Origin of the sequence: Paraburkholderia sediminicola (genome assembly GCF_046026855.1) — a bacterium.
Lineage (GTDB): Bacteria > Pseudomonadota > Gammaproteobacteria > Burkholderiales > Burkholderiaceae > Paraburkholderia > Paraburkholderia sediminicola_A.
The window spans coordinates 77,449-89,617 of sequence record NZ_JAQQET010000006.1; the positions used below are offsets into that span (position 1 = coordinate 77,449).

The 12,169-nt window shown below is 61.5% G+C and carries 11 protein-coding genes; 4 read left to right on the forward strand and 7 right to left on the reverse strand.

The genetic code is table 11. The annotated features are described in order from the left end of the window. Positions 1-39: 39 nt before the first annotated feature. The 3 genes from gpmA to PQR40_RS08520 all read left to right on the forward strand — a co-directional run bounded on the left by gpmA (position 40) and on the right by PQR40_RS08520 (position 3,610). Positions 40-786: a 2,3-diphosphoglycerate-dependent phosphoglycerate mutase gene (gpmA, locus tag PQR40_RS08510; RefSeq protein WP_408231831.1), complete on the forward strand. Its 747-nt coding sequence runs from the start codon at positions 40-42 to the stop codon at positions 784-786. A gap of 302 nt (positions 787-1,088) precedes the next feature. Then, positions 1,089-2,675, forward strand: coding sequence for a carboxyl-terminal processing protease CtpA (gene ctpA, locus PQR40_RS08515; RefSeq protein WP_408231828.1), 1,587 nt, complete (start codon positions 1,089-1,091; stop codon positions 2,673-2,675). Between the two features lie 176 nt (positions 2,676-2,851). Then, complete coding sequence (locus tag PQR40_RS08520) at positions 2,852-3,610, forward strand: HesA/MoeB/ThiF family protein (protein WP_408508762.1); 759 nt, start codon at positions 2,852-2,854, stop codon at positions 3,608-3,610. A 77-nt stretch (positions 3,611-3,687) separates the two neighbouring features. Here PQR40_RS08520 and ptsP read toward each other — a convergent pair whose 3' ends face one another. The 7 genes from ptsP to PQR40_RS08555 form a co-directional block, all read right to left on the reverse strand. Then, on the reverse strand, positions 3,688-5,436 hold the full coding sequence (gene ptsP, locus PQR40_RS08525) for a phosphoenolpyruvate--protein phosphotransferase (protein WP_408231822.1): 1,749 nt from the start codon (positions 5,434-5,436) through the stop codon (positions 3,688-3,690). 290 nt (positions 5,437-5,726) lie between these two features. After that, positions 5,727-5,996 carry an HPr family phosphocarrier protein gene (locus tag PQR40_RS08530; protein ID WP_133650007.1) on the reverse strand — a complete coding sequence of 90 codons (270 nt, stop codon included), beginning with the start codon at positions 5,994-5,996 and terminating at the stop codon, positions 5,727-5,729. 110 nt (positions 5,997-6,106) lie between these two features. After that, the gene (locus PQR40_RS08535) at positions 6,107-6,634 is read right to left on the reverse strand and encodes a PTS sugar transporter subunit IIA (protein WP_408231818.1); all 528 of its coding nucleotides are present in this window, start codon (positions 6,632-6,634) and stop codon (positions 6,107-6,109) included. Positions 6,635-6,965: 331 nt separating this feature from the next. After that, entirely contained in the window at positions 6,966-7,922 is a 957-nt protein-coding gene (gshB, locus tag PQR40_RS08540) for a glutathione synthase (RefSeq protein WP_408508763.1), read from the reverse strand. A 100-nt stretch (positions 7,923-8,022) separates the two neighbouring features. Further along, the gene (gshA, locus tag PQR40_RS08545) at positions 8,023-9,312 is read right to left on the reverse strand and encodes a glutamate--cysteine ligase (RefSeq protein ID WP_325043265.1); all 1,290 of its coding nucleotides are present in this window, start codon (positions 9,310-9,312) and stop codon (positions 8,023-8,025) included. 239 nt (positions 9,313-9,551) lie between these two features. Further along, a complete protein-coding gene (locus PQR40_RS08550) occupies positions 9,552-11,060 on the reverse strand; it encodes an ammonium transporter (protein WP_408231812.1) in 1,509 nt (502 codons plus the stop codon). Positions 11,061-11,103: 43 nt separating this feature from the next. Beyond that, positions 11,104-11,442 carry a P-II family nitrogen regulator gene (locus PQR40_RS08555; RefSeq protein WP_144111091.1) on the reverse strand — a complete coding sequence of 113 codons (339 nt, stop codon included), beginning with the start codon at positions 11,440-11,442 and terminating at the stop codon, positions 11,104-11,106. Between the two features lie 399 nt (positions 11,443-11,841). Here PQR40_RS08555 and PQR40_RS08560 point away from each other — a divergent pair, with 399 nt between their 5' ends. Continuing rightward, complete coding sequence (locus tag PQR40_RS08560; RefSeq protein WP_408231809.1) at positions 11,842-12,099, forward strand: accessory factor UbiK family protein; 258 nt, start codon at positions 11,842-11,844, stop codon at positions 12,097-12,099. Positions 12,100-12,169: the final 70 nt, after the last annotated feature.

Consider the following 12,169-nt stretch of genomic DNA (forward strand, 5'->3'; position numbering starts at 1 on the left):
CAACGCTTTACCGCTTCCTTACTACCGACCGGCAATCTCATGTACAAACTCGTTCTCATCCGCCACGGCGAATCGACATGGAACAAGGAAAACCGCTTCACGGGCTGGGTCGACGTCGACCTGACCGAGCAGGGCAATCGTGAAGCGCAGCAAGCGGGCGTGCTGCTGAAGGAATCGGGCTACACGTTCGACATCGCCTACACGTCGGTGCTCAAGCGCGCGATCCGCACCTTGTGGCACGTGCAGGATCAGATGGATCTGATGTATCTGCCGGTGGTGCATTCCTGGCGTCTGAACGAACGCCATTACGGCGCGCTGTCGGGTCTGAACAAGGCGGAAACCGCCGCCAAATTCGGTGACGAACAGGTGCTGGTCTGGCGCCGCAGCTACGACACGCCGCCGCCGGCGCTCGATCCGTCGGACGAACGCGCGCCCTATAACGATCCGCGCTACGCCAAGGTGCCGCGCGAACAATTGCCGCTCACCGAGTGCCTGAAGGATACCGTTGCGCGCGTTCTGCCGTTGTGGAACGAGTCGATTGCGCCGGCCATCAAGTCGGGCCGCAAGGTCGTGATCGCCGCGCACGGCAACTCGATCCGCGCCATGGTGAAGTACCTCGACAATATTTCGGACGACGACATCGTCGGCCTGAATATCCCGAACGGCGTGCCGCTCGTCTATGAACTCGACGAAAACCTGAAGCCGATCAAGCACTACTATCTGGGCGACCAGGACGCGATTGCAAAGGCGCAAGCCGCTGTGGCCAAGCAAGGCAAGGCGGGCTAAACCCCTCCTGCACCCGCGCCCTGCGGCAAAAATGCAGCAGGGTCGCGGCAAACGGGCCGCGCCGACCGGCAAGACATACCGGCCGGCGCGGCCCGCATCCCCCGGGCGCGCCTTCTGGCCGCCATCCTACTGTTACCGCACATTACTTCACCACCCCAACGCCGATCTCACGAACCAGGCCCGGCCCGTGCTGTCGAATCACGATTGCCTGTGCTGCGCCCTGACAGGGCGGGTGTGCAGTTATACTTGTCCGTCCCCATCTCTATCGACGCTGCCACGCGCTTCCGACCGCAACAGACTCTATGCGAAAGAACCTGAAAAATATCGGCCTGATTGCCGCGGGCCTTGCTACTGGCGTATTCGCCACCCTGCAACTCTCCGCCTCGGCCCAGCAACCCGCCAGCGCCGCCTCGAGCGCCGTTGCGCCGCTGCCGCTGGACCAGCTCAGGCTCTTTGCCGAAGTCTTCGGGCAAATCAAGCATGAGTACGTCGAACCGGTCGACGACAAGAAACTCCTCACCGCGGCGATCAAGGGCATGGTGTCGAGCCTCGACCCGCACTCGTCGTATCTCGACAAAACCGATTACGAAGAACTGCAGGAGCAGACCAAGGGTCGCTTCGCGGGTCTCGGCATCGAAATTTCGTCTGAAGACGGCCTGATCAAGGTGATCTCGCCGATTGAAGATACACCTGCATTCCGCGCCGGCATCCGTCCGGGCGACCTGATCACCCGCATCAACGACAAACCGGTGCGCGGCATGACGCTCGACCAGGCCGTCAAGCAGATGCGCGGCGATCCGGGCACCAAGGTCACGCTGACCATCTTCCGCAAGACCGACGACCGTACGTTCCCGCTCACGGTGACGCGCGCGATCATCAAGGTCCAGTCGGTCAAGATGAAGATCCTTGCTCCGGGCTACGCGTATATCCGCGTCACCAGCTTCCAGGAACGCACCACGCCTGATCTGGCCGCCAAGCTGCAAGACATCGCACGTCAGCAGCCGAATCTGAAGGGTCTCGTGCTCGACCTGCGCAATAACGGCGGCGGTCTGCTGCAAAGCGCGGTCGGCGTTGCCGGCGCGTTCCTGCCGGCGAACTCGGTGGTGGTGTCGACCAACGGCCAGATTCCGGATTCGAAGCAGGTCTATCGCGATACGTACGACAACTACCGCCTGCAATCCTTCGACAGCGATCCGCTGAAGGACGAAGCACCGATCTTCAAGACCGTGCCGATGGTCGTGCTGACCAACGCCTACTCGGCGTCGGCTTCGGAAATCGTCGCGGGCGCGCTGCAGGATCAGCATCGTGCGCTGATCGTCGGCAAGACCACTTTCGGCAAGGGCTCCGTGCAAACCGTCCGGCCGATGACTGCGGACACAGCGCTGCGCCTGACCACGGCTTACTACTACACGCCGAGCGGCCGTTCGATCCAGAACAAGGGCATCCGTCCTGACATCGCGGTCGATCAATACGCGGAAGGCGATCCGGACGACGCACTGGTTACCCGCGAAGTCGACTACTCGAACCACCTTGCGAACACGCAAGACCCGAACGAGAAGAAGGAAGCGGACCAGCGCGAACAGGAGCGCATGGACCAACTGCGCCAGCTTGAAGAGCAGAACGACAAGAAGACGCCGGAACAGCGTCAGAAGGATCGTGAGCGCAAGCCGGTCGAGTTCGGTTCGGCCGACGACTACATGCTGCAACAGGCTCTGAACAAGCTGGAAGGCAAGCCGGTTCAGGAATCGAAGTCGCTGACCGAGCGCCGTCTGGCGCAGAACAAGCCGGCAACGTCGGCGTCCGCGCCGGTCGCGGTGAAGCCGACGCAACCGGTGCCGGGTGCATCGGGCCCGGTTCCGGCCTCGGCGCCGGCTACGCAAAGCAACTAAGCAGCAAACCTGACGTGTCTTCGCAGCCGAACATGCTGCGAAGACACGTAGCAGCACTCGCTGTAATACCCAGCACCAGCACGAACATCCACTCCCCGCGCGATTAAAATAACGAAACCGCGCACGGCAGGCCACCGGTCCTGCATCTCATTGCGCGACACTCCATGCGCCCCGCCATGAATGACGATCAACTCCTCCGCTATTCCCGCCACATCCTCGTCGACGAAATCGGCATCGAGGCGCAGCAACGCTTTATCGACGCGCACGCGATCATCGTCGGCGCCGGTGGACTAGGTTCGCCTGCAGCGATGTATCTGGCGGCGGCAGGCGTCGGCCGCTTGACGCTGGTCGATGCCGACACGGTCGACCTGACCAATCTGCAGCGGCAGATTCTGCACGTGAGCGCGTCGGTCGGGCGCAAGAAGGTGGAGTCCGGGCGCGACGCAATCGCCCAAATCAATCCCGAGGTGGCGGTGGACGCGGTTGCTAAACGCGTCGACGACGCATGGCTCGATCGCGAGGTGCCGCGCGCCACCGTCGTGCTCGATTGCACGGATAACTTTGCCACGCGCCACGCGATCAATCGGGCGTGCGTGAAACATGGCGTGCCGCTGGTGTCGGGCGCGGCACTGCGCTTTGACGGCCAGATCAGCACCTTTGATTTTCGCGATGCAGCGTCGCCCTGTTACGCGTGCGTGTTCCCGGAAGATCAACCGTTCGAGGAAGTCGCGTGCTCGACCATGGGCGTGTTCGCACCCACGGTTGGCATCATCGGTTCGATGCAAGCGGCTGAAGCGCTGAAAGTAATCGGCGAAATCGGCACGCCGCTGGTGGGCCGCCTCACGATGCTCGATTCGCTGCGAATGGAATGGAACACGATGCGCATTGCACGCCAGCCGGATTGCCCCGTATGCGGGCAACGGCATCAGGCCTGAGCCCATGCAAGACGCTGAATAGAAAACGCCGCACATGTGCGGCGTTTTCTATTTGAACCCGATCCTGACTTTCAGTTTCAGGCCAGCACCACGCGTTTGAGCGCCGCCTGCACTTCTTCCGGTTCGAATGAAGCCAGCACGTCGGCCACCGGCTTCTCCAGTGTCTTCAGATGTGAGCGCAGGACTTCCTGCTTGACCACCAGCAACTGGCTCGGGTGCATCGAGAACTCGGTGAGGCCCATGCCGAGCAACAGTCGCGTCAACGCCGGATCGCCCGCCATCTCGCCGCACACCGACACCGGCACACCCGCCCGCTTCGCCTCGCGCAGCGTGAAGGCGATCAGATGCAGCACTGCAGGATGCAGCGGGTCGTACAGATGCGCGACCGCGTTATCCGCGCGATCGATCGCCAGCGTGTACTGGATCAGATCATTGGTGCCGATCGACAGGAAATCCAGCCGCTTGAGAAACAGCGGCAACGCAATCGCGGCGGCCGGAATCTCGATCATCGCGCCGACCTGCACGTTCGTGTCGTAGGCGATGCCGGCATCGTCCAGCTGACGCTTGGCTTCGCGAATCAGATCGAGCGTCTGATCGATTTCCTGCGCGTGCGCGAGCATCGGAATCAGAATCTTCACCGTACCGAACGCCGACGCGCGAAGAATAGCGCGCAGTTGCGTCAGGAACATTTGCGGCTCCGAGAGGCTCCAGCGAATCGCTCTCAGCCCCAAGGCGGGGTTCGCGGCGGTTTCGTAGCCGTCGCCCCCACCCATCGAATCGAGCGGCTTGTCGGCGCCGACGTCGATCGTACGGATCGTCACCGGCAAGCCGTTCATCAACTCGACCGCGCGGCGATAGGCGGCAAACTGCTCCTCCTCTTCCGGCAAATGGTGTTTGTGATTCATGAACAGGAACTCGGTGCGGAACAGGCCCACACCGGTTGCGCCCGAATCGACCGCGGCGCGCGCATCTTCCGGCAGTTCGATGTTCGCGCAGAGTTCGATGCGCGTGCCGCAGAGTGTTTGCGTCGGCGAGAACTTGAGCCGCTGCAGCTTGCGCTGCTCCAACGCCTTTTCGCTTTGGCGGTATGAATACTCCTCCAGCACGATCGGTGCGGGATCGACAATCACAATGCCATGATCACCGTCGACAATGATCAGGTCGTCCTGACGGATCAGCTGGCTCGCATGCTGCACGCCGACCGCAGCCGGAATGCCGAGGCTGCGCGCGACGATCGCCGTATGCGAAGTACGCCCGCCGAGATCGGTGACGAAACCCTGAAACGTTTGCGTTTTGAACTGCATCATGTCGGCCGGCGCGATGTCGTGCGCGACCACGATCATCTCCTCGCAGGTACCGTGCACACCGTCCACCAGCGCCACCGATGCACCGGCAAGCGCCTTCAGCACGCGCTCCACCACCTGCTCGATGTCGGCTTTGCGCTCGCGCAGGTATTCGTCTTCGATATCGTCGAAATGGCGCGACAGGCGCTCAAGTTGTTCGGTCAGCGCCCACTCGACGTTGTAGCGGCGCGTGCGGATCAGGTCGATGGTTTCCTGCACGAGCATTGCATCGTTCAGGATCATTGAATGAACGTTGATAAACGCGCCCATTTCGCTGGGCGCATCTGCCGCGAGATCGGCGCGCAACGCGTCCAGCTCCTGATGCACCAGTTGCTGGGCCGTGCGAAAACGCTCGACCTCGCCCTCGATCTGGGCGGGTTCGATCAGATAGTGGTCTACGTCAAGTGCAGCCGGGGCGATCAGATAAGCCCGCCCGATGGCAATACCGCGTGACACGGGAATTCCATGCAGCGTGAAGGACACGCGCACCTCCTCTAGTTGTGTGATGCCGCGGCAAACCGCTGCAATGCTCTCAGACTCTCTTCGTCATTATAAATTCCGCGCCCTTTTCAAGTACGCCAGGCCTGTGTGCACCGCAGCACGAAATATCGTAAGCGACCACAACAATGCGCCTTCGTCGAGCTTGCATTCCGGCAACGCGAATCCTTCACGCGTCGCGTGAACTAGCGGCTCGTGCGCCGATTGTCACGCGCTAAAAAAAAATGCCGCGGACGGCCGCGGCATTTTGCTCCAGGCAAGGGGGATGCGCGACTTCACTGACCTTCGCCGAATTTATCGGCTATCAGTTTCAACAATGCGTCCATCGCGTCTTTTTCGTCAGTGCCTTCCGTTTCGATCAGCACCGTGCTGCCTATACCCGCGGCCAGCATCATCACACCCATGATGCTTTTGGCATTGATACGGCGGCCATTGCGGCTCATCCAGATTTCCGCCTGGTAGTTGCCCGCGAGTTGCGTCAACTTGGCCGACGCGCGCGCGTGCAGCCCCAGCTTGTTCACAATAGTCGTTTCCTGTTGCAGCATGTGATGGTCCGAAGCGCGGGTAAGTGTTGTGGTGAAAGGTGAAACTGCAAACCAGTGGCAAACGGGTTGCATGCAACCCGATCGCAACCGTTTAAAGCTGTGCTATCTGCTTACAATCCGCTCGAACCGGCCTTCTGAGTCAGGTCGGCCTCGGGCGGCAAGGCAGGCAAACAGTCTGCGGAAGCTGCAGCGGGCGGCAAAGCCGGCAAACAGTCGCCGGACCCAGCGGGAGGCGCAACCGGCGCCGGCGTGGCAGGCCCGATTGCATGCACGCCCTTAGTGGCCCCGGCAAGCGCCTTGTCGACCAGGGTATCGAGCGGTGTCGCTCGATAACAGACCGCGCGCACCAGCATCGGCAAATTGACGCCGCACAGCACGCGGACGTTCGGCAACGAAGCGAGCCGACCGGCGATATTCGCCGGCGTGGCGCCGAACATGTCGGTGAGCACGAGTGCGCCGTTTTCTTCCTTGAGCCGCTCGATTTCCGAATGCGCGAACGCGACCTGTTGTGCGGGATCGCAATCCGGCGATACGTCGATCACGCCGATACGAGCCGGCAAGCCACCGTAGATGTGCGAAATACAATCGCGCAACGCGGTGGCGAACGGAGCGTGCGCAATGATCAGAATGCCTGCCATGTCAGCCTTACTGCAAAAGAACGGCCCCGAACCGTGGACCGGGACAAAACCCGGTTCGTAAGCGCCCTCGACCGGCCGTGGATCGTGAGGACCGGAACGCATCATTTGACGAGCGGCCCGCAGTGCCCGATATCGCAGCGGCACCAGCGGAAAACGGCTCGCTTACAGTCCGCAATCCATGCCTGTGGCGTCCGGCAGACGTCATCGATTCGGCTTAGCACGGGAGAGCGGGCATTGTATCAGGCCCATTTTCGCGCCAAAGCCGGTGTTTCGCTTGATGCGGATTTACTACACAGTTTGGGGGTCATGGCACCCATTCAAGGGCTGCGCCTCACGCTGCCGTGCGCTCCAGCGCGTCGATAAACATCGCTGCGACGTCGAAGCCGGTCTGATCCATGATCTCGCGAAAACACGTCGGGCTCGTCACGTTCACCTCGGTGAGCCAGTCGCCGATCGCATCCAGCCCGACCAGCAGCAGGCCGCGCGCAGCAAGCACCGGCGCGAGTGTGTCGGCGATCTTGCGGTCATGCTCGGTGAGCGGGCGCGCCACGCCGAGGCCGCCGGCAGCCAGATTGCCGCGCACTTCATTGCCCTGAGGAATCCGCGCGAGCGAAAACGGCACCGGTTCGCCGCCGATCAGCAGGATGCGCTTGTCGCCGTCCTTGATCTCGGGGATGAATTTTTGCGCCATGACCGAGCGCGCGCCATCGTGGCTCAGCATCTCGATGATCGAGCCGAGATTCATGCCATCGGCCTTCACGCGGAACACGCCCATGCCGCCCATGCCGTCGAGCGGCTTCAGAATCACGTCGCCGTGTTCTTCGTGGAAGGCGCGCAAACGGGTGGCGTCGCGCGTCACCAGAGTCGGCGTGACAAACTGCGCGAACTCGCCGATCGCCAGCTTTTCCGAATGATCGCGAATGGCCTGCGGCTTGTTGAAGATGCGCGCGCCACCGCGCTCGGCCATTTCCAGCAGCCACGTCGACGTCACGTATTCCATGTCGAACGGCGGGTCTTTGCGCATCACCACCGCGCTGAAGTGCTTCAGCGATTTCGGCGCGGCCGCTTCAGCGGCGTACCAGGTGTCGCGATGCAGGTCCGTCACGTCGCCGACGATAGCAAAGCGCTGTACGTTCGCCTCGACATCGCCACCCGTCCACGCCAGATGTTTCGGCTCGCACGTGTAAAGCGTGTGACCGCGGCGCGCGGCTTCGGCCATCATCGCGTAGGTCGAATCTTTGTAGATCTTGAACTGCGTAAGCGGATCGGCGATGAAAAGAATGTCCATGGGGATTCCGGTGCGCCCAGCGGGCTTGGCATTGATCGTAATATAGTCGCTGAAAATGGCGATGGCGGCACGCATGCCGCCATCGACCACCTCGCGAGGCTTAAACCTGAATCGCTTCCGGATCGGTCTTTTCCAGTTCGACCGATGCGGCCAGCAAGCCAAGCCGAGCCACCACGCCGTACATATAGAAGCGGTTCGGCACCGCCGCGCCGGGCTTGGCGTGCGCATCCGGCAGCGCCGTATGCTCGAAACCGAGCGGCACGAAGTGCATGCCGGGCGCATTCAGATTCTGATCGCGCTCGCGGCTGCCGTGCACGCGGTAGAAACCGCCCACCACGTAACGGTCGATCATGTACACCACCGGTTCGGCGACTTCCTCGCCAATCCGCTCGAAGGTGTACACGCCTTCCTGCACGATTACGTCATGCACTTCGAGGCCGTCTTTGGTGGCGGCCATCTTGGCGCGCTCGCGCTTGGTCAGCGCGGCCACCTCCGACGCGTCGTGCACGGTCATCACGCCCATGCCATACGTGCCCGCATCCGACTTGATGACAACATACGGTTTCTCCGAGATGCCGTACTCGCGATACTTCTTGGCGATCTTCTTCAGCACGCCGTCGATCGCATCCGTCAGCGCTTCTTCGCCGGTGCGCTCCTGGAAATCGACCCCTTCGACATGCGCGAAGTACGGATTGATCATCCACGGATCGATCTCGACCATCTTCGCGAACTTCTTGGCGACGTCGTCATAGCACGAGAAGTGCGTCGATTTGCGGCGAACGGCCCAGCCGGCATGCAGCGGCGGCAACAGATACTGCTCGTGCAGATTTTCCAGTATGGGCGGAATGCCGCCAGACAGATCATTGTTCAGCAGAATGGAGCACGGGTCGAAATTCTTCAGGCCGAGGCGTCGCGGCGAACGTTCGAGCGGTTCGAGCACCAGCTTCTGCCCGTCGGACAGCGCGATCGTGACCGGCCCGACGATGCTTTCGTCGAGCGTGCCGAAACGCACGTTCAAGCCCGCCTGACGCATGATCGCGGCCAAACGGGCGACATTCTCGAGATAAAACGCATTGCGCGTATGGCGCTCCGGAATCACCAGCAGATTCTTCGCGTCCGGGCAGATCTTCTCGATCGACGCCATCGCGGCCTGCACGGCGAGCGGCAACACTTCTTGCGGCAGGTTGTTGAATGCGCCGGGAAACAGATTGGTATCGACCGGCGCGAGCTTGAAGCCCGCGTTACGCAGGTCGACTGAACAGTAGAACGGCGGCGTGTGCTCCTGCCATTCGAGCCGGAACCAGCGTTCGATGGCGGGCGTAGCGTCGAGGATCTTCCGCTCGAGATCAAGCAGCGGGCCGTTTAACGCCGTAACTAGGTGCGGAACCATTGATCACTCGCAGACTGGAGAAAAAAGATTGTAGTGCAAATGCTTTGTCCATTTGGGGACGGTTTCTCCATTCGCAAGCCGATGCGAATGCATTCTCGCTATCGCCATGATAGGCAGGAAAAACGACTGTTAACAAGATAGGCAGCAAGAAAAAAGCCCGCCATAAAGGCGGGCCAAAGTCGCTGCGCTTGATTCTGATCCGTCAAGCCTTGGAGCTCGACTTTGCGTACAAAAAGTCCTTATTCGACGTGTTCGCCGTGCAGGCTCACGTCCAGGCCTTCGCGTTCCTGTTCTTCCGTCACGCGGATGCCCATCACCATATCGATGCCCTTCAGCAGGATGTAGCTCACCACGCCGCTGTAGACCAGCGTCGTCAGCACGCCCTTGGCTTGCAGAATGACGCTGCCGTCCGCGCCGCCGATGTCCTTGACCGCGAACACGCCGGTCAGGATCGCACCCACGATACCGCCGATGCAGTGCACGCCGAACGCGTCGAGCGAATCGTCGTAACCGAGCTTGTGCTTGAGCCACGTTGCCGACCAGAAGCAGATCACGCCTGCCGCGATGCCGATCACGAGCGAGCCCGTCATACCGACGAAGCCCGAAGCCGGCGTAATCGCCACCAGACCTGCCACGGCACCCGACACGATACCGAGTACCGACGGCTTACCCTTGGTTGCCCATTCGGCGAACATCCATGCGAGTGCTGCTGCTGCGGTTGCCACTTGCGTTGCGAACATCGCGAAACCGGCACGGCCGTCTGCCGCCACTGCCGAACCCGCGTTGAAGCCGAACCAGCCTACCCACAGCATGGCGCCACCGATCAGCGTGAGCGTCAGGTTGTGCGGCGCCATCGCTTCCTTGCCGTAGCCAACACGCTTGCCCAGCACCAGAGCACAGACCAGCGCCGCGATACCGGCGTTGATGTGCACCACCGTGCCGCCCGCGAAGTCGAGGATGCCCGCGCTAGCCAGCCAGCCGGTCGGTTCCCAGACCATGTGCGCGATCGGCGAGTAGACGATGATCGACCACAGCGTCATGAACACCAGCATTGCCGAGAACTTCATACGGTCGGCAAACGCGCCCGTGATCAGTGCCGGGGTGATGATCGCGAAGGTCATCTGATAGACGACATAGACCGTTTCCGGGATCGTCGGTGCGAGGTGGCTGACGGTCAGCGTCGTAGCCTTGTCGCCCTTGATGTAGTTCATGCCCGACATGAAGAAGCGCGAGAAGCCGCCGATGAACGAGTTGCCCGGCGTGAAGGCGAGACTGTAGCCCACCACGACCCAGACGATCGACACAAGGCAGGTGATCGCGAAGCTTTGCATCAGGATCGCGAGCACGCTCTTCTTGCGGACCATGCCGCCGTAGAACAATGCCAGACCCGGGATCGTCATGAACAGCACGAGCGCGGTGGAGGTCAGCATCCAGGCGGTGTCGCCCGAATTGATCTTCGACGAATCGACCGAGAACGGCGCGGTCGGAGCTGCCGGTGCGGCGTCCGATGCTGCCGGCGCGGCTGCGGCAGCGCTGGCAGCCGGTGCGGCGGACGCGTCAGCGGCCGGTGCCGAAGCCGCGGCGGCAGCAGGGGCCGCCGAAGCGTCCGGCGCCGGCGCACTTGCCGTCGTATCGGAAGCCGCTGCCGAGGCGGCTGCGGGGGCGGAAGCGTCGTCCGCGAGGGCGGCGCCGATACCGCCCGCGAGCAGCGAACCGGCCATCAGCAAGGACATCAATAATTTGCGCATCTTCATTTCCTCTTGTCGCTATCTGTGTCGCTATCTTTTGGTATTACAGAGCGTCCGCGCCGGTCTCCCCGGTGCGAATCCGAATCACTTGCTCGATCGCGGTGACAAAAATCTTGCCGTCGCCGATCTTGCCGGTGCGTGCCGCGCGCTCGAGCGCCTCAATCGCCTGGTCGACGATGTCGTCCGAGACAGCGGCCTCGATCTTCACCTTCGGCAGGAAATCGACGACGTACTCAGCGCCCCGATACAGTTCCGTGTGGCCCTTCTGGCGGCCGAAACCCTTGACTTCGGTCACCGTGATGCCTGAGACGCCGATGGCCGACAAGGCTTCGCGTGCCTCATCGAGCTTGAACGGCTTGATGATTGCGGTAATGAGTTTCATGAAATCCCTCGCTAAGTTGCGTAACCCGTTGCGTAACCCTGTTTGCGTACCTGTAACCCGTTCGCGTGGTCTCGTTCCGCTGCCGGTAAAAAGCACCTGGCAGTGCGCGCGGGGCAGTAACAGCAACTCGCGTGCCATGTTGTGTCAGACTTCGCCTCCCGGCATGCTGCAAAAGGGGCGCAAGCGGCCCTGGCCGGATGGCCAACGTTGGCGGGGCATGCTGGCGCGGCGCATGGATCGTTGCTAGAGTGTTCGAAGGCTTTTAACGTTTGAGCGCGCACCAAACGGGCTCATGTTGCAGCGGCACTCAATCGGTCATGCACCAAGACGGCCCATTCAACGTAACAAAGCACAGACGCAACGAAACATGCACATTTTTTGTGCACCAAAGGAAACGCAATGAAACAACCGAACGATGTCTTTAACGATTTTCAGGCCCGCATGAGCGAGCTGTTCAAGAACTCGCCGGCCAAAGATGTTGAACGCAACGTGAAAGCCATGCTGTCGCAAGGCTTTTCCAAGCTCGACCTGGTCACGCGTGAGGAATTCGATACGCAGACCCAGGTGCTGGTGCGCACTCGCGCGCGCCTCGAAGAGCTGGAGCGCCGCGTCGCCGAGCTCGAACAGAAGCTGCCGGTCACAACACAATCGTCCTGAGGCTTTGCTCGCAGCGCCTTAGCTGCGTAGTGCTGCACATCACTGGCAAGCGAGCCGTGACGTCATCAGC

Bases quoted from the DNA above. Each gene is read 5' to 3' on its own strand.
- PQR40_RS08530 (WP_133650007.1), bottom strand. From the start codon at position 5,996: ATGCTGCAACAGGAAACGACTATTGTGAACAAGCTGGGGCTGCACGCG.
- PQR40_RS08550 (WP_408231812.1), bottom strand. From the start codon at position 11,060: ATGCGCAAATTATTGATGTCCTTGCTGATGGCCGGTTCGCTGCTCGCG.
- PQR40_RS08555 (WP_144111091.1), bottom strand. From the start codon at position 11,442: ATGAAACTCATTACCGCAATCATCAAGCCGTTCAAGCTCGATGAGGCA.
- gpmA (WP_408231831.1), top strand. From the start codon at position 40: ATGTACAAACTCGTTCTCATCCGCCACGGCGAATCGACATGGAACAAG.
- PQR40_RS08535 (WP_408231818.1), bottom strand. From the start codon at position 6,634: ATGGCAGGCATTCTGATCATTGCGCACGCTCCGTTCGCCACCGCGTTG.
- gshA (WP_325043265.1), bottom strand. From the start codon at position 9,312: ATGGTTCCGCACCTAGTTACGGCGTTAAACGGCCCGCTGCTTGATCTC.
- ctpA (WP_408231828.1), top strand. From the start codon at position 1,089: ATGCGAAAGAACCTGAAAAATATCGGCCTGATTGCCGCGGGCCTTGCT.
- PQR40_RS08560 (WP_408231809.1), top strand. From the start codon at position 11,842: ATGAAACAACCGAACGATGTCTTTAACGATTTTCAGGCCCGCATGAGC.
- gshB (WP_408508763.1), bottom strand. From the start codon at position 7,922: ATGGACATTCTTTTCATCGCCGATCCGCTTACGCAGTTCAAGATCTAC.
- PQR40_RS08520 (WP_408508762.1), top strand. From the start codon at position 2,852: ATGAATGACGATCAACTCCTCCGCTATTCCCGCCACATCCTCGTCGAC.